Here is a 23,415-nt window from a genome sequence, read left to right as displayed (position 1 = left end):
CTCCTTTGATGGCGGGCGGCTCAAAAATCGACGAGCCGATGTTGACGCAGGTAATCCAGCACCACTTGCGCTTTCTCGACGGAATCCCCCTGTTTTACGACGCGCCCCCCGGCGGCCGCGTGATCGCCGGCAATCGCCCCCAGCAGACGCTCCAGGCCGCTGCCGCGCTGCGCCGCCAGCGCCCGGGCGCGCCGCGCCGGCTCCAGCCTGGGCGCGGGCATGGGCTCCCCTGCCGCCGCGCGGCGCGTCACCACGCCGCGTTGCAAGCCGGCCCAGGACCAGCGCGGCTCTGCGCCGTCCGGCTTGACGCTGGCCAGCAGCGGCGCCTGGGCCGCCAGCCGTCGCCGCCGTCCCCTGGCCAGGCCTTGCAGCGCCCGCCATTCTCCGCCCTCTTCCGTCAAGGACAGCACGCCGGGCAAAAGCGGACGGCCCAGGCCTTCGGCCAATAGATAGGGCAGCAGCGCCGACGCCTCGCCGCCACCGGAGCGTTCGCCGCACAGAATCAGTTCGAAATCGCCCAGCGCGGCGATCAGCGCCGGCGTCGGGTCGCTGTCCGCCGGCGGCTGCAACACGGCGATGGCCGCCGCGCCCTGGGCCAGGTAGTCGGCCAACGCCTCCTTGTCCGCGTCTCCGGCGTGCAAGACGACAAAGGCGCGGCCCAGCCGGCGCGCCAGCGCCAGCGCCGCCAGATCGCCCGGGCCGGCGCAGGGCCGCCCGCTGACCGGATGCGGCGCCGGGGCCACCAGCACCGCCGTTTTCGCCGCCGTTCCGGCGGAAAGCGCCATCTCGCTCATGATCCGATCTCCTTGCTCTCAAGCTCCAGCAAGGCCTGCAAGGCGTGAATGAAGGACTGGCAGTCGTCGATCACGCTCAGGTCCGCGCGCTTGACCATGGGCGCGGCCGCGTCCAGATTGACCGCAATCACATGGCGGCAGGCCTTGATGCCTTGCAGGTGCTGCACCGCGCCGGAAATGCCCAGCGCCAGATAGGCGCTGGCCTGCACGCTGCGGCCGGTGGCGCCCACTTGCTGGTCGCGGCGGAAACGCCCGTCGTCCACCGCCACCCGCGAGGCGCCCACCGCCGCGCCCATGGATTCCGCCAGCCGCAGGAAGGCCGGCACATCGCTGACCCCGTTGCCGGCGGCCAGGATCAGGTCCGCCTCTTCCAGCGCCAGTTGCGAGGCCGGGCTGGCGACGCCACCCAGGTCCCGCACCCGCTCCTCCGCCGCCTCCGGCGCGCAAGCCTGCCGCAGCCCCCGCCCGACGAAGGGCAGGCGAACGTCGGCCACGCCGCGCGCGAGCAAGAGCGCCTGGGCGCGCGGATGCACGCTGAAGCCCGCGCCCGGCCGGCGGCGGCGCACGCCGTCGGCGGCGATTTCCACCACGTCGGTCAGCACCGACAGACGCTCGCGGCAGGCAAAGCGCCGGCCCAGATCGGCGTCCTCGCCGCGGTCGGCGAACAGCACATGGCGCGGTTGCTCCCGCCGCCACAGCCGCCGCAACAAGGCCAGCTTGGCTTCCGGCGCAAAGCCTGGATCGACCGGCGTCAAGGCGCGGTCCAAGGCCAGTTCCGCCAGTTCGGCGTCGGCGCAGCCTTCCATGCCGAACAAGACCGCCAGCACCTCCTCGCGCGGGCCGGCCAGCAGGACGGCGGCGGCGATGGCCTCGCGCGCCGCCTCGTCCAGCTGACCGCGCTCGGCGTGCGCCACCACCAACAACCGTCCATCAAACGGCCCGGCGCTGCGCAGCGGCTTGAGCTTGGCCGCGCTCGCCGGCGGCGCGTCGCGCCGGCCGCCGTCCTCGCCCAGCACAATGCGCTTGAGCCCGCCCGGCGAGCGTATCCAGGGCCGGCGCGGGTCCACCCGCGGCGCGGTTTGCTTCATCTCCATGCCTCCTCCTTCGCCAGCCGGCCTTGCGCCGCCGCGCACCGCGCACCGCCCCGCTCTTGCCCGGCCTCCGGGCCGGTCTCCGGGCCGGTCTCCAGACGCTCCGCCACCAGTTCCGCCAATTCCACCACCTCCGCCCGCGCGCCGCTGACGCCTTCCAGCATCGCGGTGCAGTTGGGGCAAGCCACCGCGACGCGGCCGGCGCCGGCGGCGCGGACGTCGTCCATGCGCATGTCCGGAATCCGGCGCGGCCCGGGCACGTCGGTAAAGGCCGCCCCGCCGCCCCAGCCGCAGCAGCGAGCGTCGCGGCCGGAGCGGCTCATCTCCACCACCTGGATGCCGATGCCGGCCAGCACGCGGCGCGGCGCGGCGTAGCCCTCGTTGTAGCGGCCCAGATAACAGGGGTCGTGATAGCTCAACGGCTCGGCCGAGTCGCGGGAGCGCACGCGGATCGCCCGCGTCTCCAGCAGTTGGTCCAGCAGCCGGCTGTGATGCCAGACTTCGTAATTTCCGCCCAGCGCCGGGTATTCATTGGCCAGGCAATGAAAAACATGCGGGTCCGGCGTGACGATGCGGGTGAAGCGATAGCGGCCCAACGTGGCGATATTGGCCAGCGCCAGCCGCTGAAAACCCGCCTCGTCGCCCAGGCGGCGCGCCAGATCGCCGCAGTCGCGCTCGGCTTCGCCCAGCGCCGCCACGCGCAGGCCGGCGGCCTTGAGCACGGTCAGCAAGGCGCGCAGGGCGCGCTGATAGCGCATGTCGAAAGCGCCCTCGCCCGCCAGCAACAACCAATCGACGGACTCGCCCTCCTGCAGCAGCGGCAGGTCCAGGTCCGCCGCCCAGTGGTAGCGCGCGCGCAGCGGGTGGCCGCCGACGGTGTCGGTATGGCGCAGATTGGCCAGCGCCGCCGCGCCCTTGCCCGGCAGTTCGCCCCGCGTCAGGGTCAAGTGCCGGCGCAGATCGATCACCGCGTCGACATGCTCGATCAGCATCGGACAGTTTTCCACGCAAGCGCGGCAGGTGGTGCAGGACCACAAGGTGTCCGCCGCCAACGCGCCGCCGACGATGTCCCGGTCCGCGCTCACGCTCACGGCCGCCGGCCGGCCCGGATGCGGGCTGCCGGCGTAGGCCGGACCGCCGCCGCCCATGGACGCCACCAGATCCTGGATCAGGCGCTTGGGATTGAGCGGCTGGCCGGCGGCGAAGGCCGGACAGGCGGCTTCGCATTTGCCGCATTGCACGCAGGCGTCGAAGGACAGCAGCCGGTTCCAGGCGAAATCGGCCGCCCGCGCCGCGCCCAGCTCGCCGGCGGCCAGGTTCAAGGGCTTCAGATCGGCGGACTTGCCGGCGAAACGCTCGGCGCGCGGATGGAAGGCCAGGTGCAGCAAACCGGCCACCGCGTGCTTCATCGGCCGGCCCTGGCCTATGCCCAGGGCCAGCTCCGCGCCGCCCAAGACCAGCAGCGACAGCGCGACGGCGGCCAACCCTTGCCCGGCGGCGCTCAGCCAGACCTCGCCGCCGGCCAGGGCCGCCGCCAGCAGCGCGCCCAGCGCGAAACAGGCCAGCCGCGCCGGCAGCCGCTGCCATTCTCCCCGCGACAGCCGGGCCGGCGGCGCGCGGCGGCGCGCGCGCATCAAGGCCGCGCCGATCAGCATCAAAACGGCCGACGCCGCCAGCAGCAGGTCCAGCCAGCGCTGATGCAGCAGCAGGCCGTAATTGAGCGCGATCAGCAGCAGCGCCGCCGTCCCGCCGCCGGCCGCCGCCACATGGGCGCGCGCCGCGGCCGGATCGCGGGCCACCACGCGGTGCAGGTCCACGAAGTAACGCTTGGGCGCTGCCAGAAGGCCGCGCCAGGACGCCGGCGCCGCGCGCCCCCGCCGCCACAGCCGCGCGCGCCGGAGCAGCCCGGCGCTCAGCAGCAGCGCGCCCAACCAGAACAGGCCGCTGAGGAGGTAGGGAAAACTCATGTCAGAAATCCTTGGCCAACCGCAGCGCGTCGTAGAGCGCGCCGTGGATGTTGTGCATGGAGACGCAGTCGCCGACGCGGAACAGCAGGAACTCCCCGGCCGCCAGCGGCCAGTCCAGACAGGGCTGCGGCTCGGCGGCGAACAACGCCCGCACATCGGTCTGGCCGCGGTTGCGCGACAAGGGCTTCAACTGCCCGTACAGGGCGTCGTCGGGCAGGACGCCGTTTTCTATCACCACCTGGTCCACCGCCCGCTCTTCCAGCGCTTCGGTGTATTCGTTGCGCAGCACGGCGATTTTCTTGTCGCCTTCGGCGTAAACCGCCTCCAGCCAGACATTGGGGGTGGGGATGATGCCTTGGGCGTACAGGCGGCGGTAGAAGATGGGAAAGGTGGTGCCGCCGGTGTCGTCGCCCACCTTCACATCCGGCGTGACGATTTCCACCGTGCTGCCGCGGCTGGCCAGATAGTCGGCGACGCCGAAGCCGGCGTGGGTGCTCAGCGCGTCGTAGACCAGCACATTGCGGGCCGGCTCCACCTGGCCGGACAGGATGTCCCAGCTGCTGACGGCCAGCCCCTCCGCCACGCCCCAGGCCGGCACCTGGCCGGTGTGCGGCCGGCCGCCGGTGGCCAGCACCACGATATCCGGCCGCTCGTCCATGATCATGGAACGGTCCGCCGCCGCGCCCAGCCGGCGGTCCACGCCCAGGCGCTGGGTTTCCATGTCCAGCCAGCGCACAATGCCGGCCATTTGTTCGCGCTGCGGCGCGCGCGCCGCCAGCAGGATCTGACCGCCCACCTGCGGCTGCCGCTCGAACAGCACCACCTCGTGGCCGCGCTCGCGCGCCACCCGCGCCGCCTCCAGCCCGGCCGGCCCGGCGCCCACCACCGCCACCCTGCGCGGCCGCGCCGCTCGGGAGAGGAGATGGGGCATGGTGGCCTCGCGGCTGGTGGCGGCGTTCTGGATGCACAGCACGTCCTGGCCGTAGTACTGACGGTCTATGCAGTAATTGGCGCCCACGCACTGCCGGATCTGGTCTTCCTTGCCGTCCCGGATCTTGATCACCAGATGCGGGTCGGCCATGTGGGCGCGGGTCATGCCCACCATGTCCACCATGCCGGCGGCCAGGATGCGTTCCGCCTGCACCGGATCGCGTATGCTCTGCGCGTGCATCACCGGCACCTTGGACACCGATTTGATGCCGGCGGCCAGATGCACGAAAGGCTCGGGCGGCAGCGCCATCGGCGGCATGCAGTTGGCCAGGCTGTTGTGGGTGTCCGCGCCGGAGCCTATCACCGACAGGTAGTCGATCAACCCGGTTTCGGACATGGCGGCGGCAATCTCCTTGAGCATGTCGTGGCTGAGGCCGTCTTCGTGGAATTCGTCGCCGCTCATTCTCAGGCCGACGCAGAAGTCCGCGCCCACCTCGGCGCGCACTGCCTGCAGCACCTCCATGCCGAATCGCAGCCGGTTGTCCAGGCTGCCGCCCCATTCATCCTCGCGCTGATTGGTGCGCGGGCTCCAGAACTGGTCGATCAGGTGCTGGTGGGCGGCGGCGATTTCGATGCCGTCCAGGCCGGCGGCCTTGACCCGCCGCGCCGCCAGCGCGAAATCCGCGATCACGCGACGGATGTCCTCCGCTTCCATGATCTTGGCGTTGCCGCGGTGCACCGGCTCGCGCACGCCGGAGGGGCTGAGCAGATGCGGCCAGTGCTCGCCTTGATAGCTGGAGCGCCGCCCCATATGGGTGGCCTGGATCATGATCTTGGCGCCGTGGCGGTGCATGGCTTCCGCCAGCCGCGCCAGCGGCTCTATCACCGCGTCGCTGGCCAGATTCACCGATTTCCACCAGCCCTGCGGGCTGTCGATGGACACCGGGCTGGAACCGCCGCAAATCGCCAACGCCAGGCCGCCCTTGGCTTTTTCTTCGTAGTAGCGGATGTAGCGCTCGCCCGGCAGACCGCCGGCTTCGGCGTAGACCTCGGCGTGGGCGGTGCTGACGATGCGGTTGCGCAAGGTCAGCCGGTTCAGGGTGATGGGTTCGAACAAATGCGGGTAGGACATGGCCGGCTCCTAAGGGTCTGTTGACGTATGTTTTCCCCGCCGCGCTGACCGAGAAAAGTGCGCTCTACAAGCCTGACAACGCCGTAGAGGGGGCTTTCCTCGGTCAGCCCTCCGGGTTCGTCCCCAGCCGGCGCCTCGCTTTGTCGGCCGCATCCGGCTGGGGACGAACGCAGCGCTAAAACATACGTCGACAGACCCTAACTACAAGGGATGGACTGTGAACGCGCAGTACGGCGCGCCCTGCCCGGCGCACTGGCTTTCGCGGCAGACGGTGCGGTAGTCCCGCCCCAGGCTTTCCCCCACCCAGTCCATCGCGCCGGCGAACCAGCCGGCGAACAGATAGCAGGCCATGTGCTCGCTTTGCGGCGCGCCGGCCTCGCCCTGGGCCAGTACGAAACAGGAGTGGTCCAGCCGGATGTGGGCGTTGCCGCTGGCCACGTCGGCCTCCAAAAAGCGGAAACGGCCCCAGCCGCGCAAGGACAGCCGGCTCAGGTAGTGCTCAAACACCGCCAGGCCGGCCAGGCCGTGGGTGGCCGCCTCGCTAGCGCACCAGAAGTGGGCGGAGCGATGGCCGGCCTGATAGAGCGCGTCCGCGTACGGGTAACGGCCCAACGCCGCCTCCATGGCCAGGTGGTTGTTGATGAAGAAATGACGCGGCACGTACAACATGGGCAGGCCGTTGGTGCGCCAGACGCCGCTATCGGGGTCCACGTCGATGGGAAGTTGCGGTTGCATGCCGTTCTCCTGAGAACCTGTTCAAGGTCTGCTGCGCTTCGTGAGACGTGGCGCGGTGAGTACGGCTTTAGAATGCCCATGCGCCGCATGACCCTTCCGCTTCCTCAGTGGTTTTCGCCTTGTATCGCCCTTGCTCGCGAGACTTTGAACCGGCTCTGAGCAAGTCGGGCGCAGCCCGTCATTGCCGGCATCTTGCCGCAGGCCATTCCGGGCCGGAGCCGTCGGCGCGACCGGTTTTTGCCCATTGCCGACACCACGCGGCGCGGGCGCAAAAAAGGCGGACCGCGGTCCGCCAAGGGGAGAAAGAATATTGAACACACGATGACTCAGGGCGCCCACTCCGCCACTCGCTCTGGATGGGCCCGAATCCAGGTGGCCGCCGCCGCCGCGGGCTTGGCGCCGGTTTCCACCGCCAGCATCAGCGGGCCTATCTCTTCCGGCCGCCAGCGGAAGCGCCGCAAGAAGGCCAGCACCGCCGGCGCCTTGGCGTTCAGGCCGGGATGGGCCACATTGTTGACGTGCTCGGCCTCGCCGAACACTTTTTGCGGATCGTCGAGAAAACGCAGCTTCCATTTGGCGAACATCCAGTGCGGCACCCAGCCGGTCACCACGATGGGCTTGCGGGCGCTGATCGCTCGCGCCAGTTCCGCCGTCATGCCCGGTCCGGAACTGGGCATCAGCGTCAAATTCAGCCGGTAAGCCTTGATCGCCGTCTCGGTCTTTTGCATCACCCCGGCACCGGCGTCTATGCCGACGATGCGTCCCTGATACGCCGCGCGCTCGGCGTTGAGATCGCCTATGGCGCGGGCGGCCACATAGTCCGGCACCACCAGGCCGATGCGGGCGTCGACGTAATTGGGCCCCAAGTCCATCACCTTGTCCTTGAACTGCCGGTAATACGCGCCCTGAGTCACCGGCAGCCAGGCCGACAGCGTGGCGTCCAGATCGCCGCGCGCCACGCCCTGCCACATGATGCCGGCGGCCACCGGCATCAGTTCCACCGGGTGGCCCAGCCGGCCCCGAATGATCTGGGCCGCCACCTGGGTGGTGACCACGCTGTCCGCCCAGCCTTCGACATAGCCCAGCCGGATCGCCGGCTTGGCGGCCCCGGCCGGCTCCGCCGCCTGGACCGGCAGCCACCCAAGCAGCAGCATGATGCAGAACCATCGTCTCGACATCGTCTTTCCTTCCCTTATCTAAGGTCTGTGGACACGGGGCTTCCGCTACCCTGCGGCAAAGAGGTCGTGAACAGGTTCCAATAGCCTGTTCACGATCTTTTTTCTGTGCGTTGAAACACGGTTTGGTGCACAGGAAACCGCGTATCCGACGCGCCCCGGGTCCCTTCAAGCCTGCCGTCGGGTGGCAGGTCCGAGGTCTTAAGCGGCTGCTTGTTCGAGTAGCGCGACGATAGCGCGCTGCGAGTTCAGCCGCGCCTCGGGCCTGACGGGAACCGGCGGGAAGCCGTAGGCCTGGCTTGCAGGGTGGCCTTTAGGGGTGGAGGGGATATTTGGCCAAGCAAATATCTCCTCCCTGCTCGCCGGGCAGCCCCGGCAATCAAAATCATCATCCGCGCAGCGGATTCCATGTCTTGGAGCCATCACTCGGAAAGATCGTAAACAGGCTCTAAGCCCCCCACACCTCGCCAAACACCCGCAACCAATTCTCCCCCAGCACTTTGCGGATCTTGCTCTCAGGCCAGCCGGCCCGCTGCATCGCCGTGGTCAGATTGGGCGTTTCGCCTATGGTGCGAATGCCTTCCGGGTTGAGGATGGCGCCGAAATCGGTCAACCGGCGATACCGGCCTTTGTCGTGGGTGATCCAGTCGAAGAAGACCTGATCGTAGCCCTGGGTGAAGTCCGTGCCGTAGCCGACGCAGTCTTCGCCCACCAGCGCGATCACGTAATCCATCGCTTCCACGTAGTCGTCCACGGTGGCTTCGATGCCGCGGCGCAGAAAGGGCGGAAACATAGTGACGCCGATGAAGCCGCCGTGATCGGCGATGAAGCGCAGTTCCTCGTCGCTCTTGTTGCGCGGATGCGGCTTGAGGCCCGAAGGCAGGCAATGGGAATAGCAGACCGGCTTTTTCGATTCCAGAACGGCTTCGCGCGAAGTCAGGCCGCCCACATGGGACAGGTCCACCATGATGCCGACGCGGTTCATTTCCGCAATGACTTCGCGGCCGAAGCCGGACAGGCCGCCGTCGCGTTCGTAACAGCCGGTGCCGATCAGGTTTTGCGTGTTGTAGCACAGCTGCACCACGCGCACGCCCATGTCGGCGAAGGCTTCGATGGATTCCAGCCTGTCCTCGAAGGCGTGGGCGTTCTGAAAGCCCAGGATGACGCCGGTGCGGCCTTCCGCCTTGGCGCGGCGGATATCCTCTACGCCGCGTATCAGGGTCAAAAGGTCGCCGTGCTCGCGGATCAGCCCTTTCATCTCGGCGATATTGTTCACGGTGCCCTGAAAGCCCTCCCACACCGACACGGTGCAATTGGCGGCGCTCAAACCGCCGCGGCGCATGTCCTCGAACACCGGCCGCGCCCATTTGGCGATGATCAGTCCGTCTATCACCAGCGCGTCTGCGTGCAAATCCATTGCCATCTCCTTCTAGCTTGTCCACGCCTCGGTCCAACTATCCCGCCGCAGCGCCGCGGACTTTGAATCATTTTTTAAGAGCTCTCACTCAGGACCGCCGCCGGCGCCGGCCGCGCCAGTTGCGCCCACAGCGGATGGCCGGCGTCTTCCGGCAACTCGCACACCGCGAAGCCGTAAGGCCGGGCCGCGCGCCGCAGCAGCAGCCAGACGTAGTCGGCAAAGCTGCGGCGGCACACCACGAACACGCCGTCACCGTCCAGGCGCAGCACCTGGACCGCCGCCTTGCCCAGCAGGGTGCCGACGCCCTGGCCGGGACGCAGCGCCTCGAAATCGTAGCCGCCCAGATGGCGCAACACGGCCAGATGCGGCTCACCGCACAGGTAAACGGCGGTGAAGCCGCCGCTGACATCCAGCGCCTGGGCGAACAGGCGCTGCTCGGCGAAGCCCCTCTCCAGCGCCGGCAGCCAGGCGGCCAGCCGCTGGCGGCGGCTGATCAGCAGCCATTCGTCCGGCGACAGCCACAGCAGCGCACCGCCCTCCCCCTGGCTCAAGGCCTTGGGCCGGCGCGGCGGCTCCAGTCCGATGATCCGCGCCGTCAATTCGAAAAAACCGGCCTCGGCGCCGTCGCCGCGCAGCAGCGCGTAGCCCAGATTGGGCGCTTCATTGCCCCAGACGCGGCCGTCGGCGCGGCGCGCTTCGGCCGCTTCCGGCAAATCCAGATGCCGCAAGGGCGATTCCAGCACAGGCTTGAACGCGGATTCAGACATGCTGACGCTCTCCTTCCTTGTCGACGAAGACCGCGGACGCCACCCGCGCCGGCGCGCTATGGCCCTGCCACCACACGTGCACGGTGTCGCCTTCGCGGCGGACGCCGTCCTTCAACACCGCCATGGCGATGGAGCGGCCCAGACATTCGCTGTGGTAGCTGGAGGTGACATGGCCCTGCATCGCCGCCGGCGCCGCGTCCTTGCCGTCGTTGAGAATTTGCGCGCCTTCTGGCAACACCAGCCGCGGGTCCTCCGTCAGCAGGCCCACCAACTGCTTGCGGCCCGCGCCGGCGGTGTCGGCGCGCAGCAAGGAGCGGCGACCGAGGAAGCTGAACGGCTTTTTCATGCCCACCGCCCAGCCCATAGCCAGATCGTTGGGGCTCATCGAGCCGTCGCTGTCCTGGCCGACGATGATGAAGCCCTTCTCGGCGCGCAAGACGTGCATGGCCTCGGTGCCGTAGGGCGTGATGCCGAACTCAGCCCCGGCCCGCATCGCCTCCTCCCACAGATAACGGCCGTAGCCGGCGTCCACATTGATCTCGTAAGCCAGTTCGCCGGAGAAGCTGATGCGGAACACCCGCGCCGGCACGCCGGCCACGGTGCCGACGCGGCCCTCCATGAACCGGAAGGCCTGAGGGTCGAGATCAATATCCGTGCACAGCTTGCGCAACACCGCCCGGCTTTGCGGGCCCACCAGCGCCGTGGTGGCCCAGTGATCGGTGATGGAGCTGAAACGCACCTTGAGTTCCGGCCATTCGGTCTGGTGCCAGCGCTCCAGCCAGCTGTAAACCCGGGCCGCGCCGCCGGTGGTGGTGGTCATGTGGAAATGGTCGTCCGCCAGGCAGGCGGTGACGCCGTCGTCCATCACCATGCCGTTTTCGTCCAGCATCAGCCCGTAGCGGCATTTGCCCGGCTCCAGCTTGCTCCAGGCGTTGCTGTAGACGCGGCCCAGAAACTCGCGCGCGTCCGGGCCGCGCACATCGATCTTGCCCAGGGTGGAAGCGTCCATCACCGCCACCCCTTGGCGGGCAGCGCGGCATTCGCGGCGCACCGCCGCGTGCAGGTCCTCGCCCGGCCGCGGGAAATACCAGGGCCGCAGCCACTGCCCCACCAGCTCGTATTCGGCGCCGCGCGCGGTATGGCTGCCGTGCATGGCGGTGTAGCGGCGCGGGTCAAAGGTCTCTCCGACATGGGCGCCGGCCAGCGCGCCGAAGCTGACCGGGGTGTAGGCCGGCCGGTAAGTGGTGGTGCCCACCTCGGCGATGGGCTTGCCCAGCGCCTCGGCGGCGATGGCGAAGCCGTTGACGTTGGACAGCTTGCCCTGATCGGTGCCGAAGCCCAGCGCGGTGTAGCGCTTGACGTGCTCGATGGAGCGGTAGTTTTCGCGCACCGCCAGATGGATGTCGGCGGCGGCCACGTCGTTCTGGAAATCGACGAAGGCCTTGGCGCCGACGCCTTCGCGCCGCCCGTCCGGCAAGCGGAAAATTTCACGCGGCGCGGCCACCTCCTCCGCCTCCACCCGCGGCGCGGCGCCCAGGCTTCCCCGGCCAAGCTGGGCCAGCATGGCGGCATGGCACTGGTCCAGGGCCTCGCCCAGCTCCCAGCGCCCGGTGACCGCGCCCACGCAGACGACGCCGGGCCGGCCCGCGTCCGGGCAGACGAAGGACAGACGGTCCGGACGCCACAGCGGACGGCCGCCGTTGTGGCAGAACAGATGCACGGTGGCGCTGAGCCCGCCGGAAGACAGCACGCCGTCCAGCTCCAGCCGCGGCCCCTTGCCGGCCACGCTCCGGCCATCCGCGGCCAACTTCACCAAGTCCGCGCCGCTGACGCCGGCGCCGCCGTTCACCCGGGCAATGCCGTAACCAGCCAGCAACTCCACGCCGGCATTCTGCGCGGCGCGGCTGCGCCAGGCCACCGCGCCGGCCGGCCGGGCGTCGGCCAGCGTCACCGCCACGCCGGACAAGGCCAGCTCCAGCGCCGCATCGTAGGCGGCGTCGTTCTGGGTCTGCAGCAGCAGCCGGCGCCCCACCGCCACGCCGTAGCGGTTCAAATAACTGTGGCCGGCGGCGGCGGTCATCACCCCGGGCAGATCGTTGTTGCCGAACACCAGCGGCCGTTCGATAGCGCCGCTGGCCAAGACCAGTTGGCCCGCGCGTATCTTGTGCAGGCGCTGGCGCGGCAGGGCCGGATCGCGCTCGGACGGCGGCAAGTGGTCCTGCAACAACTCCACAGCCAGGGCCAGATTGCCCTCATGCAAGGCGAAGACGGTGGCGCGCGGCAAGCGCTGGACATTGGGCAGCGCCGCCAGCTCCTGCAAGCGCTGACGCGTCCAGTCCATCGCCTCCAGGCCGTCGATGCGCAACCGGCGCTCGCTCAGCAGCCAGCCGCCCATCTCCGCCTGTTCGTCCAGCAGCAGCGTTTTCAGGCCGGCGCGCCCCGCCAGCGTGGCCGCCCACAAGCCGGCCGCGCCGCCGCCCACCACCAGCAGGTCCACATGGTGGTGCAGATGATCGTAATGCTCCGGGTCCGGCAGCCGCGGCGCTTGGCCGTAACCGGCGGCTTCGCGGATGCGGCGCTCGTAAAACGGCCAAGCCCCCGCCGGCTGCATGAAGGTCTTGTAATAAAAACCCGGCGGTAGGAAGCGCTCCAGCCGGCCCAGCGCGCCCTTGAGCCGCATGCCCCAGGATGCGTCCCCCAAGCCGCTAAAGGCCTGCAAGCCTTGATACAGCTCCACCTGGGTGGCTTTGAGATCCGGCGTGCTCAAGGCGCCGCTTTCCAGCTGGATCAAGGCGTTGGGCTCTTCCACGCCAAAACCGACGATGCCGCGCGGCCGGCCGTACTTGAAGCTGCGGCCCAAGAGCCGCACGCCGTTGGCCAGCAGCGCCGAGGCCAGAGTGTCGCCGGCAAAGCCCTGATAGGCCGCGCGGTCCAGGGTGAAGGCCAATGGCCGATTGCGGTCGATGCGCTCGCCGGGACGGTGGATGCGATAGCCGCTCACGCCGGATCCTCCTGCAAATAAAGGGCCTTGCCCTCGGCCAGCGTCCAGCTGCCGGCGATCTCGTAGCTGACGGTGTGACGCCGGACGGCGAACACCTTGCGGCAGCCGGCGGCGTGCTGCCATTGCTCCCAATGCCAGCCGCGCGGGTTCTTGCGGCAGAACAGGTAATCGCCCCAGGCCTCGTCGTCCACCTGCTCAGGCGCCGCCGGACGGACGATGAAGGCCTCCCCGGCGTAGTCGAACTCCTCCTCCTCCCGCGCCTCCCCGCAATGCGGGCAATGAATCAGCAGCATCGGCGTCTCCTTCAATGCGCCACGGCGGCGGCGCCGTGTTCGTCTATCAAGCGGCCGGAAGCGAAGCGCTCCAGCGAAAAAGCCGCGTTCAGCGGATGCGGCTGGTCATGAGCGATGGTGTGGGCGAACACGTGGCCGGAGCCCGGCGTGGCCTTGAAGCCGCCGGTGCCCCAGCCGCAGTTGAAATACAGGCCCTGGATCCGGGTCTTGCCGATGATGGGGCAGGCGTCCGGCGACACGTCCACGATGCCGCCCCACTGCCGGTTCATCCGCAGCCGCGAGAAGGACGGAAACAGCTCGACGATGGCCGCCGCCGTGTGCTCGATCACATGCGGGCTGCCGCGCTGGCCGTAACCCAGATAGCTGTCTATGCCGGCGCCTATCACCAGTTCGCCCTTGTCCGACTGGCTGATGTAGCCGTGCACCGCGCCGGACATCACCACCGTGTCCAGGCAGGGTTTCAGGGATTCGGACACAAAGGCCTGCAAAGGATGGCTTTCCAGCGGCAGCCGCAAGCCAGCCATCCGCGCCAGCGTGGAACTGTTGCCGGCGGCCACGCAGCCCACCTTGTCGGCGCGGATCTCGCCGCGTCCGGTTTGCACCCCGCGCACCCGGCCGTCCTCGATCAGCAGGCCGGTGACCTCGCACTCCTCGATGATGTCCACGCCCAGCGCGCTGGCGGCGCGGGCGAAGCCCCAGGCCACCGCGTCATGGCGCGCCACCCCGCCGCGCGGCTGATAGCTGGCCCCCAGGATCGGATAGCGGACGTCGCCGCCGATGGCGATCAAGGGCACCCGCTCCTTGATCTCCCGCGGGGACAGCACCTCGGCGTCCACGCCGTTGAGCAGATTGGCGTTGACCCGGCGCTCGATGTCTCGCATGTCCTGCAGGCTGTGGCCCAGGTTCATCACTCCGCGCTGGCTGAACATCACGTTGAAGTTCAGCTCCTGGGACAGGCCCTCCCACAGCTTGAGCGCGTGCTCGTACAGCTGCGAAGACTCGTCCCACAGATAGTTGGAGCGGATGATGGTGGTGTTGCGCGCGGTGTTGCCGCCGCCCAGATAGCCTTTTTCCAGCACCGCCACCTTGCGGACGCCGTGCACGCTGGCCAGGTAATAGGCGGTGGCCAGACCATGGCCGCCGCCGCCGACGATGATGACGTCGTAGCGGCTTTCCGGCTGTGGGCTGCGCCAGGCCGGCTGCCAGCCCTGATGATGCCCAAGCCCGTGCCGGATCAGGCTCCACAGCGAGTATCGGTTTGCCATCTGCGCTCCCGCCGCCGGGCCGCCATGGGCCCGCGCCGCTGCTGTCGAGGTTGAGGAAAGCCTCATTCTCAGGGCGACGCCGACGGCGCATTTGGCTGGAAAGGACAGCCTCTTGCCCGCACGCGACACGGCGATGTCCAAAATCCACGCAAAGCGGACGCTTTGCGGACAGCGCGCGCGCGGGACAAGGCCTAGATTGGCCCATGCCGCCCCACCCACAATCAGGACACGCCGATGATCTCAGACGCCCCTTCCTACGTGCTCAGCTTCGCCTGCCGCAGCGCCTCCGGCCAGGTGGCCGGCTTCTCCGCCTTGCTGGAGCAGCAAGGCTGCTATATCGATGAACTGGCGGTATTCGACGACGCCCGCAGCCGACGCTTCTTCGTACGCTGCGTTTTCCACCCAGAGCGGCCGGACTTCGCCCCGGAACGGCTGGCCGACGGCATGGCGCGGATGGGCGGCCACTATCAAGACCTGCAATGGCAATTGCACGACCGGCGCCAACGCGCAAGGGTGCTGATCATGGTGTCCAAGCTGGACCATTGCCTGAACGACTTGCTCTATCGGCAGAAGATGGGCGATCTGGACATGACGGTGGCCGCCGTCGTCTCCAATCACCGCGACCTCGCCCCCATCGCCGAGGCCTACGGCCTGCCCTTCCACCATCTGCCGCTCAGCCCGGACAACAAGCCGCGCCAGGAGGCCGCACTGCTGGCGCTGATGGACGACAGTCAGGCGGAGCTGCTGGTGCTGGCCCGCTATATGCAGGTGCTCTCCAGCGCCACCGCCGCAAAACTGGCCGGCCGCGCCATCAATATCCATCACTCCTTCCTGCCCGGCTTCAAGGGGGCGCGGCCGTATCAGCAGGCGCACGAGCGCGGCGTCAAGCTGATAGGCGCCACCGCCCACTACATCACCGACGATCTGGACGAAGGCCCGATCATCGAACAAGTGGTGGAACGGGTGGACCACGCCTACAGCCCGGAGCAATTGCAGGCGGCCGGCCGCGACATGGAGTGCCAGGCGCTGGCGCGCGCGGTGCGCTGCCATCTGGAGCGGCGCGTCTTCATCACCGAACGGCGCACTGTGGTATTACGCTGACAGTTGACCGGCGAAGAACCTGTCCACGATCGGCTGCGCGTCGTGAGACGCTACATGGTAAGTACCCTTTCGAAATGCCCATGCACCAAGAGTACGTTCCGCTTTCTCAGCCGTTTTCGCCTTGTTTCGCCCTCGCTCGCGAGAGCGTGGACAAGCTCAAACAGGAACTTTATCTATTGCAACGCAACAAAAGGAGGGTACAGTAGCCAGTTATCCGTCATACCAACCAAGAGGTGCCGTATGTGGTCGCAAACAGCCGTCTGGTCCAAGCTCTTCTCCTCCAACCCGGTCGCCGACTACTGGCGCGACGCCTGCGAGCGCAGCCTCCTCTACTGGGACGTGCTGCATGACCGCGGCGCGGCCTACCTGCAACACGTGCAAAGCGGCAAACCGCCGGTGTTGGTGTTCGACTACAAGATCATCCTGGACGGCCGCAGCCTGCCGGACCCGGCCAACTACGCGCTGACCGCCATCCTGCCGCCGGCCGGCTGCCCGGCCACCAATCCGGCGCTGCGCCCCTTCGTGGTGATAGACCCGCGCGCCGGCCACGGCCCCGGCATCGGCGGCTTCAAGATGGACAGCGAGATCGGCATTGCGCTGCAGCAGGGCCACCCCTGCTACTTCATCATGTTCTTCCCGCAGCCAGTGCCCAGCCAGACCATAGAAAGCGTCAGCCGCGCCGAATACGTCTTCCTCAGCAAGGTCAACGAACTACACCCGGACAGCGACGGCAAGCCCTTCGTCATCGGCAACTGCCAGGGCGGCTGGGCGCTGGCCATGCTCGCCTCCGTGGCGCCGGAACTGTTCGGCCCCATTCTGCTGGCCGGCACCCCGCTGTCCTACTGGGCCGGCGTCACCGGCAAATACCCGATGCGCTACTCCGGCGGCATGATGGGCGGCACCTGGACCGCCTCGCTGGCCGGCGACCTGGGCAACGGCAAGTTCGACGGCGCCCACTTGGTCAACAACTTTGAAAAGCTGGACCCGGCCAACACCCTGTGGAAGAAGCCCTACAACCTGTACGCCAAGGTGGACACCGAGCGCGAACGCTTCTTGAGCTTTGAACGCTGGTGGGGCGGCCACTACCTGCTGAACAAGCAGGAAATGGAATGGATATCCCAGCAGCTGTTTGTGGGCAACCATCTGGTGGAAGGCAAGATCGTCAGCAGCGACCAACACCGCGTGGACATGCGCAACATCCGCTCCCCCATCATCGTGTTCGCCTCCTGGGGCGACAACATTACCCCGCCGCAACAGGCGCTGAACTGGATACCGGACCTGTACGACAACGCGGAAGACATCCGCGACAACGAACAAACCATCATCTACTGCCTGCATAACAAAGTGGGCCACCTCGGCATCTTCGTCTCCGCCGGCATCGCCAACCGCGAACACAGCGAATTCGCCAGCGCGCTGGACCTGATCGACGTGCTGGCCCCCGGCCTGTACGAAGCCATCATCGAGGACGTGGCCCCCGGCACCCCCGGTCAGGAATACATCAAAGGCCGCTACATCATCCGTTTCGAAGCGCGCGAGGTGTCCGACATCCTGGCCCTGGACGACGGCCGCGAAGACGAGCAAGCCTTCGAAGTGGTGCGCCGCGTTTCCGAGATCAACCAAGGCGTTTACAACCGCTTCATCTCCCCCGTGCTCCAGGCCGTCAGCAGCGAAGCCAGCGCCCAGTGCCAGCGCCAACTCAACCCGGCGCGGCTGGAACGCACGCTGATCTCCCCGCTCAACCCCTGGCTCAGCTGGCTCAAGCCCGCCGCCGAATACGTGCGCGCCCACCGCCATCCGGTGAGCGTGGACAACCCGCTGTGGCGGCTGCAAGAACAATGGTCCGGCTGGATGGCGCAAAGCCTGGACCGCTACCGCGACCTGCGCGACGCCGCCACCGAACACGGCTTCAAAGCCGTGTACGAATCCCCATGGCTGGCCTCCGTCGTGGGCGTCCAGCCGGCCCGCGAAGCCCGCGCCGCCCGCGGCGACAGCTGGGAGAAACGGGAACGGCTGCAACTCAAGCGCCAAACGCTGGACCCCGCCTACGAAACCGGCACCCTGGCAGACGGCTTCGTGCGCCTGCTCACCTATGTGGCGATTGGCCGCGGCATCATAGACGAGCGCCCGTTCAACGCCATCCGCCGCATCATGCGCGACATCCGCCACGAATACCCGCTGACCCTGATGCAGCTGAAAGAAATCGCCCGCAAGCAAGTCTTCCTGGTGCGGCTGGACGAAGCCCGCGCGCTGGCCGGCCTGCCCAAGCTGCTGCCGGAAGAGCACCGCCGCCGCCAGGCCTGGCAACTGGCGCACGAACTGCTGGCGCTCAGCGGCGACATCGCCCCGGAACAACAACAGCGGCTGGACCAAGTGGCCCACGCCCTGCAACTTGACATCCACGCGCCGGCGGCGCCGGCCATCCTGCCGCCCACCGAGCCCGTAGCGACAGCCGCAGCCGCTCCCACTCCGGCCCCCGCCGTCAAGGCCAGCGCACCGGCCAAGAAAGCGGCCGCACCGCGCAAACCGGCCGCCCAAGCTCCGGTCAAAACAGCGGCCGCCGACAAGCCCAGCGCCGCCGCCAAACCCGCCGGCAGCACGCCGGTTGCGGCCAAGCCGGCCTCAAGCAAGCCCGCGGCGGCCAAAACCGCCAAAGCCCCGGCCACGCGCAAACCCGCCGCCGGCAACGGCGCGGCCAAGCCCAAGACGCCTAGCAACTAAGAAACAGCCAGCGCGAAAACGCCCGGACGGCCAAGCCGCCGTCCGGGCGTTTTTCTGTCGATACCGCGCTGCAACATTTTTGCCTCGCCCCATGTATACAGTCGTTGACTGAACAATACAGCAAACGCTAATATCCTTGCCTGCTGCGGGAGAGAGGGGCATGCGCCCCCGCCGAAGACGCAAACTCCCATAATCGCTCAGGCAACAGTACCGCAGCCCATGGATACCAGCCGATTGGAGAGAGGCCCTAAGCGCCCGTTCATCCTCTGCTACGCTTCAGCAACAGCGCGTCAGATGATGCGACCGGCCCTTAGCCGCCCACCGAAGGGGCAAGTGACATCCGGCAAAGCCCGCACACAGGCCGCGCCCGTCATCTAACTCTCAGGTAAAAGGACAAGGGGAGAGGCAATGCCGGCAGCGCCGCGCCCACGCGCAGCCCGCCGGCCATGCTCAGAACGTGTTTACGATCTCGCGAGCAAGAACGAGACAAGGCGAAAACAGCTGAGAAAGCGGAATGTACGAGTGGTACATGAGCATTTCGAAGCGGGTTTCAACGCCGTATCGTCGCAGCGCAGCAGATCGTGCACCAGCTCTCAAGGAAAACCCGTGTTCGAAACTCTTGCCCAGGCTGCGCGCCACCTGGCATGGCCCGCCCATTGCCAACCTATTTTCCCACCCGGCTTCGCCGCTCACCTCGGCGCCAGCCTGTTTGACCACTGCAACTACATGCTTACCCTGATCTACCTGATCGCCATCACCGCGGAAGCGATGACTGGCGCGCTGGCGGCCGGCCGCCGCAATATGGACATCTTCGGCGTTACCGTCATCGCCTTCCTCACCGCCCTGGGCGGCGGTACCGTGCGCGACATCGTGCTGGGCCGCTACCCGATAGGCTGGACCCAACACCCGGAATACGTCGGCCTCGTCGTCGCCGGCGGCCTGGCCGCCGTGTTCGTGGCCCGCTACATGAAGCGCCTCAGCCGCGTCTTCCTGGTGCTGGACGCGCTGGGCCTGATCGCCTTCACCATCATAGGCTGCGGCGTGGCCCAGTCCATGGACTACCACCCGGTGGTGGTGGTGATGGCCGGCATGATCACCGGCATTGCCGGCGGCATCCTGCGCGACGTGCTGTGCAACCGCGTGCCCGTGGTCTTCCGCCAGGAACTGTACGCCAGCGTCTCCTTCGCCGTGGCCCTGCTCTATCTGGGCCTGATCAAACTGGGCGTGCCTCACGATCTCAACGTGCTGGCCAGCTTCGCCGTCGGCCTCGCCATCCGCCTGGCCGCCATCTGGCGCGAATGGCGGCTGCCGGTGTTCATGTATCGGCACGACCTGCATTAACTAACCCTAGCTGTTTCACCGCTGCGCCGCGGCATCAGGATTGAATCCCCGCCAGCAGCAAAAACAAGGCCGCCTGGCTGGACACGCCCAGCTTGGCGTACAGATGGCGGCGGTGCACCTTGGCGGTTTCCAGCGAAATGCCCAGCTCGCGCGCCACGCCCTTGGTGGAGTAGCCGCCGAGTATCAACAGCGCCACCTCCACCTCCCGCTTGGTCAACGGCGAGGAGCCCTGCGCGCGCAGCGCCTCTTCCAGTTCCCGGCGGCTCTGCCTGCCCGCCTTGGCCCCCGGCTGACGCAGCCCTTCGTCCAGACGCGCGGCCAGACGCGACAAGGGCAGCAGCCAGGGCGCGAACAGATTGCAAACGCCCAGTTCTTGCTCGCTGAAGCGGCGTTTGCTGCCCAGCGACAGGGACAGCACGCCCTCCGGCAGCGCTTGCAGAAACTGGATTTCATCCGCCACCACATTGCGCGAAAAGTAACGGCGAAAGTACTCCGTCTCCCGGAAACGGTCCGGCGCCACCTCGTCCAGCCGGTACACGCCGGCGGCCGGGCGCTTCAACGCGAAACCATAAAACGGGTCCAGCAGATACAGGCCGCGCCGGTAGTCGGCGAACAAATCGTCTGCGGCGTAATTGGCCGCGTGATCCGCCAGCACCCGCGGCGGCGCCTCCTGGCGAAACAACACCGCCACCCAGGTATCGAAACTCAGGTGCTCCCGTAGAAACGCCGCCATCCGTTGCCAAAAGGCCGCGTTGTCGACGCCGTCCAGCAAGCGCCCCAATTGCTGGTGAAACACCAGATCCGCCACATTCAGCTGCATGCCAGCTACCCCGATCAGGTTAGTCCCGCCTTCCGCCCTAACGCTTTCGCGTGATGTCCGCCGCCAAGGGGACTGACTAGTATGACTCCAGCCTGCGCGACAAGACTAGCCATGATGTGAGTCCCCCCCACCCCGTCGCGCCGCCTGAACCAGGAGTGATCGCCATGCCCATGCAGGATCTGTCCTACTGGCAACGCCGCGCCGCCGATTTGCGCCCGCCTTGCCTCGCCTTCATCAACGGCCGCTTCGTTCCCGCCGCCGACCGGCGCACCTTCACCGACACCAGCCCCATCCACGGCCGGCCCTTGGGCGAGATCGCCCGCTGCGGCGAGGCCGATGTCGAACTGGCGGCGCGGGCCGCCCGCGCCAGCTTCGAATCCGGCGTCTGGTCGCGCCGTCACCCGCGCCAACGCAAGGCCGTGCTGCAAAAGCTGGCGGCGCTGATCCGCCAACACGGCGACGAACTGGCGCTGCTGGACTGCCTGGACATCGGCAAGCCCATTGCCGACGCGCGCCATATCGACGTGCCGGGCGCCGCCGGCGTGTTCGACTGGTACGCCGAAGCCGCCGACAAGCTGTACGGCGAGGTCGCCCCCGGCGCCGACGACGCGCTGGCCCTGATCACCCGCGAACCGCTGGGCGTGGCGGCGGCGGTGATCCCGTGGAATTTCCCGCTGGACATGGCGGCGTGGAAGCTGGCGCCGGCGCTGATGGCCGGCAATAGCGTGATCCTGAAACCGGCCGAGCAATCGCCGCTGTCGGCCTTGCGCCTGGCCCAACTGGCCCAGGAAGCCGGCCTGCCGGACGGCGTGCTCAACGTCTTGCCGGGCTACGGCGACGAGGTGGGGCGGCCGCTGGGCCTGCACCCGGACGTGGATTGCCTGAGCTTCACCGGCTCCACCGAAGTGGGCAAAGCCTTTCTGCGATACGCGGCGGACTCCAATATGAAAAGCGTGGCGCTGGAGTGCGGCGGCAAAAGCCCCAATCTGGTGTTCGACGACTGCGATCTGGACGCCGCCGCCCGGCGCGCCGCCTTCGGTATTTTCTTCAACCAGGGCCAGGTGTGCTCGGCCAACTCGCGGCTCTTGCTGCAACGCTCCATTCAAGACGCCTTCCTGGAACGCCTGCTGCGCGAGGCGGCCGCGCTGCAGCCGGGCAACCCGCTGGACCCGGCCACCCGCAGCGGCTGCATCGTCGACGCCCGCCAGGCGGATCGCATCATGGAGCACATCGACCAAGCCCGCCGCCAAGGCGCCCGCCTGCTGTGCGGCGGCGAACGCCTCAGCATAGACGGCGGCGATTGCTACATCCGCCCCACCGTCTTCACCGATGTCCGCACGGACATGGCGCTGGCGCGCGAGGAAGTTTTCGGCCCGGTATTGGCGGTGATTCCCTTCGACACCGAAGCCGAGGCCGTGGCCATCGCCAACGACAGCCGCTACGGGCTGGCCGCCTCGGTGTGGACCCGGGACCTGTCCCGCGCCCACCGCGTGGCGCGCCGGCTACGCGTCGGCACGGTGTCGATCAACGCCGTGGACGCCCTGGACCCCGGCCTGCCGTTTGGCGGCTGCAAGCAGTCCGGCTTTGGCCGCGACCTGTCCCTACACGCCGTCGACCACTACACCCACCTCAAAACCACCTGGGTGCAATGGCAAGACGAATAAGCGCCGTCCCGCAGTCGGCACAACAAGATAGTAGGAGACACACCATGCGCAAACCGCAAGCCCACCTTGCCCCGTCGCCGGCCCCCTTTCGCGCCAGCCTGGGCCTCGCCCCGCTGCTCGCCGTCGCCATCGGCCTCGTCGTGTCCCAAGGCGTGATGGTGCTGATGCTGCAAGGCGTCGGCATGGCCGGCATCGGCTTTCTGATCCCGCTGAGCCTGGCGTTCCTGCTGGCGCTCTGCTACGCCGTATCCTTCTCCGAACTGGCGCTGATGATTCCCCGCGCCGGCAGCCTCAGCAGCTACACCGAGGTGGCCCTGGGCCAGTTCCCCGCCATCCTGGCCACCTTTTCCGGCTATGTGGTGGTGGCCATGTTCGCCCTGTCCGCCGAACTCCTGCTGCTAGACCGCATCGTCAACCAGGTCTATCCCGGCGTCTTTCCCCTCAACGGCGTCGCCTACGGCGTGCTGCTGATCTTCACCCTGCTCAACCTGCTGGGCATCGATGTGTTCGCCCGCCTGCAATCGGCGCTGGCGCTGGTGATGATCGTCGCGCTGCTGGCGCTGGGGACAACCGCGCTGAGCAGCGAAGCCCCCCCGGCGCTGGTCCAGGCCGCCAACAGCGACTGGAACCCGCTGGGCGCCGGCGTGCTGACGCTGGGAGCGCTGGCGATCTGGGGTTTTGTCGGCGCGGAATTCACCTGCCCGCTGGTGGAGGAAACCCGCCGCCCGCAACGCGATATCCCGCTGGCGATGATGCTTGGCCTCGGCGTGATCTTCATCACCATCGCCCTCTACTGCATGGGCGCGCTCTACCACCTGCCGCGCGCCACCCTGACCGCCGCGCCGCTGCCGCACCTGCAATACGCCACCGCGCTGCTGGGCCAGGCCGGCAAGCTGACCGTGGTGGTGATCGCCTTCACCGCCACCTGCAGCACGCTCAACAGCTCCCTGGCCGCGGTGCCGCGCATGCTGTACGGCATGGCGCGCAACGGCCAGGTCTTTCCCCAATTCAAACAGCTGAGCCGGCGCTACCGCACCCCATGGGTGGCGGTGCTCTTCGTCGCCCTGATCACCGGCGCGCCGGTGCTGCTGATGGGAGACGACCCCGACACCATAGGCCTGCTGTTGCTGGCGGCGGCCATCGCCTGGCTGCTGGCCTACATCATCTGCCACCTGGACGTGATCGCCCTGCGCCGCCGCTACCC

Annotated in this window: 17 protein-coding genes and 2 riboswitches; of the genes, 5 read left to right on the top strand and 12 right to left on the bottom strand. The window is 68.0% G+C overall.

Going from position 1 to position 23,415, the window contains the following annotated elements; translation table 11 throughout:
• Window positions 1-20: 20 nt before the first annotated feature.
• The 11 genes from HA052_RS18270 to HA052_RS18220 all read right to left on the bottom strand — a co-directional run bounded on the left by HA052_RS18270 (window position 21) and on the right by HA052_RS18220 (window position 14,567).
• Window positions 21-794: an electron transfer flavoprotein subunit beta gene (locus HA052_RS18270; RefSeq protein ID WP_277345115.1), complete on the bottom strand. Its 774-nt coding sequence runs from the start codon at window positions 792-794 to the stop codon at window positions 21-23.
• Window positions 791-1,888: an electron transfer flavoprotein subunit alpha/FixB family protein gene (locus HA052_RS18265; protein WP_166452989.1), complete on the bottom strand. Its 1,098-nt coding sequence runs from the start codon at window positions 1,886-1,888 to the stop codon at window positions 791-793. The genes HA052_RS18270 and HA052_RS18265 overlap by 4 nt, the downstream gene beginning before the upstream one ends.
• Window positions 1,879-3,852, bottom strand: coding sequence for a DUF3483 domain-containing protein (locus HA052_RS18260; protein WP_166452988.1), 1,974 nt, complete (start codon window positions 3,850-3,852; stop codon window positions 1,879-1,881). The genes HA052_RS18265 and HA052_RS18260 overlap by 10 nt, the downstream gene beginning before the upstream one ends.
• Window position 3,853: 1 nt before the next feature.
• Window positions 3,854-5,914, bottom strand: coding sequence for an NADH:flavin oxidoreductase (locus HA052_RS18255; RefSeq protein ID WP_166452987.1), 2,061 nt, complete (start codon window positions 5,912-5,914; stop codon window positions 3,854-3,856).
• Window positions 5,915-6,115: 201 nt separating this feature from the next.
• Window positions 6,116-6,649: a DUF5943 domain-containing protein gene (locus tag HA052_RS18250; protein WP_081548008.1), complete on the bottom strand. Its 534-nt coding sequence runs from the start codon at window positions 6,647-6,649 to the stop codon at window positions 6,116-6,118.
• A 326-nt stretch (window positions 6,650-6,975) separates the two neighbouring features.
• Window positions 6,976-7,827 carry a glycine betaine ABC transporter substrate-binding protein gene (locus HA052_RS18245; protein ID WP_166452986.1) on the bottom strand — a complete coding sequence of 284 codons (852 nt, stop codon included), beginning with the start codon at window positions 7,825-7,827 and terminating at the stop codon, window positions 6,976-6,978.
• 445 nt (window positions 7,828-8,272) lie between these two features.
• Window positions 8,273-9,241, bottom strand: coding sequence for a dipeptidase (locus HA052_RS18240; protein ID WP_166452985.1), 969 nt, complete (start codon window positions 9,239-9,241; stop codon window positions 8,273-8,275).
• 74 nt (window positions 9,242-9,315) lie between these two features.
• Entirely contained in the window at window positions 9,316-10,008 is a 693-nt protein-coding gene (locus HA052_RS18235; protein WP_166452984.1) for a sarcosine oxidase subunit gamma, read from the bottom strand.
• A complete protein-coding gene (locus tag HA052_RS18230; RefSeq protein ID WP_166452983.1) occupies window positions 10,001-13,009 on the bottom strand; it encodes a sarcosine oxidase subunit alpha family protein in 3,009 nt (1,002 codons plus the stop codon). The genes HA052_RS18235 and HA052_RS18230 overlap by 8 nt, the downstream gene beginning before the upstream one ends.
• Complete coding sequence (locus HA052_RS18225; protein WP_081548018.1) at window positions 13,006-13,302, bottom strand: sarcosine oxidase subunit delta; 297 nt, start codon at window positions 13,300-13,302, stop codon at window positions 13,006-13,008. Before HA052_RS18225 ends, HA052_RS18230 begins: the two co-directional genes overlap by 4 nt.
• 11 nt (window positions 13,303-13,313) lie before the next feature.
• Window positions 13,314-14,567 (bottom strand): sarcosine oxidase subunit beta family protein, encoded by a 1,254-nt coding sequence (locus HA052_RS18220; protein ID WP_166452982.1) that lies wholly within the window; start codon window positions 14,565-14,567, stop codon window positions 13,314-13,316.
• A 234-nt stretch (window positions 14,568-14,801) separates the two neighbouring features.
• On the opposite strand from HA052_RS18220, the gene purU reads away from it, so the two are divergent.
• From purU to HA052_RS18205, 3 genes are all read left to right on the top strand, one after another.
• Window positions 14,802-15,668 (top strand): formyltetrahydrofolate deformylase, encoded by an 867-nt coding sequence (purU, locus tag HA052_RS18215; protein ID WP_166452981.1) that lies wholly within the window; start codon window positions 14,802-14,804, stop codon window positions 15,666-15,668.
• Between the two features lie 240 nt (window positions 15,669-15,908).
• Window positions 15,909-18,386 (top strand): DUF3141 domain-containing protein, encoded by a 2,478-nt coding sequence (locus tag HA052_RS18210; protein ID WP_166452980.1) that lies wholly within the window; start codon window positions 15,909-15,911, stop codon window positions 18,384-18,386.
• A gap of 136 nt (window positions 18,387-18,522) precedes the next feature.
• Window positions 18,523-18,609: riboswitch (glycine riboswitch) on the top strand.
• A 1-nt stretch (window position 18,610) separates the two neighbouring features.
• Window positions 18,611-18,793, top strand: a riboswitch (glycine riboswitch).
• 199 nt (window positions 18,794-18,992) lie between these two features.
• Window positions 18,993-19,727, top strand: coding sequence for a trimeric intracellular cation channel family protein (locus HA052_RS18205; protein ID WP_254894567.1), 735 nt, complete (start codon window positions 18,993-18,995; stop codon window positions 19,725-19,727).
• Between the two features lie 34 nt (window positions 19,728-19,761).
• Here the strand turns inward: HA052_RS18205 and HA052_RS18200 are convergent, their stop codons facing one another.
• Entirely contained in the window at window positions 19,762-20,547 is a 786-nt protein-coding gene (locus HA052_RS18200) for a LuxR C-terminal-related transcriptional regulator (protein WP_166452979.1), read from the bottom strand.
• A 164-nt stretch (window positions 20,548-20,711) separates the two neighbouring features.
• On the opposite strand from HA052_RS18200, the gene HA052_RS18195 reads away from it, so the two are divergent.
• Together HA052_RS18195 and HA052_RS18190 are read left to right on the top strand one after the other, a co-directional pair.
• Window positions 20,712-22,211, top strand: a complete 1,500-nt coding sequence (locus HA052_RS18195) for an aldehyde dehydrogenase (protein WP_346774574.1) — start codon at window positions 20,712-20,714, stop codon at window positions 22,209-22,211.
• Between the two features lie 44 nt (window positions 22,212-22,255).
• On the top strand, window positions 22,256-23,415 hold a 1,160-nt coding region (locus HA052_RS18190), incomplete at its 3' end, for an APC family permease (RefSeq protein ID WP_166452978.1).

Source organism: Chromobacterium fluminis (assembly GCF_011602385.1).
Lineage (GTDB): Bacteria > Pseudomonadota > Gammaproteobacteria > Burkholderiales > Chromobacteriaceae > Chromobacterium > Chromobacterium fluminis.
This window is presented reverse-complemented; position numbering and strand designations above follow the sequence as displayed.

Excerpts from the sequence above, each read along its gene's own strand:
- HA052_RS18270 (WP_277345115.1), bottom strand. The coding sequence starts at position 794 with ATGAGCGAGATGGCGCTTTCCGCCGGAACGGCGGCGAAAACGGCGGTG.
- HA052_RS18265 (WP_166452989.1), bottom strand. The coding sequence starts at position 1,888 with ATGGAGATGAAGCAAACCGCGCCGCGGGTGGACCCGCGCCGGCCCTGG.
- HA052_RS18260 (WP_166452988.1), bottom strand. The coding sequence starts at position 3,852 with ATGAGTTTTCCCTACCTCCTCAGCGGCCTGTTCTGGTTGGGCGCGCTG.
- HA052_RS18255 (WP_166452987.1), bottom strand. The coding sequence starts at position 5,914 with ATGTCCTACCCGCATTTGTTCGAACCCATCACCCTGAACCGGCTGACC.
- HA052_RS18250 (WP_081548008.1), bottom strand. The coding sequence starts at position 6,649 with ATGCAACCGCAACTTCCCATCGACGTGGACCCCGATAGCGGCGTCTGG.
- HA052_RS18245 (WP_166452986.1), bottom strand. The coding sequence starts at position 7,827 with ATGTCGAGACGATGGTTCTGCATCATGCTGCTGCTTGGGTGGCTGCCG.
- HA052_RS18240 (WP_166452985.1), bottom strand. The coding sequence starts at position 9,241 with ATGGATTTGCACGCAGACGCGCTGGTGATAGACGGACTGATCATCGCC.
- HA052_RS18235 (WP_166452984.1), bottom strand. The coding sequence starts at position 10,008 with ATGTCTGAATCCGCGTTCAAGCCTGTGCTGGAATCGCCCTTGCGGCAT.
- HA052_RS18225 (WP_081548018.1), bottom strand. The coding sequence starts at position 13,302 with ATGCTGCTGATTCATTGCCCGCATTGCGGGGAGGCGCGGGAGGAGGAG.
- HA052_RS18220 (WP_166452982.1), bottom strand. The coding sequence starts at position 14,567 with ATGGCAAACCGATACTCGCTGTGGAGCCTGATCCGGCACGGGCTTGGG.
- purU (WP_166452981.1), top strand. The coding sequence starts at position 14,802 with ATGATCTCAGACGCCCCTTCCTACGTGCTCAGCTTCGCCTGCCGCAGC.
- HA052_RS18210 (WP_166452980.1), top strand. The coding sequence starts at position 15,909 with ATGTGGTCGCAAACAGCCGTCTGGTCCAAGCTCTTCTCCTCCAACCCG.
- HA052_RS18200 (WP_166452979.1), bottom strand. The coding sequence starts at position 20,547 with ATGCAGCTGAATGTGGCGGATCTGGTGTTTCACCAGCAATTGGGGCGC.
- HA052_RS18195 (WP_346774574.1), top strand. The coding sequence starts at position 20,712 with ATGCCCATGCAGGATCTGTCCTACTGGCAACGCCGCGCCGCCGATTTG.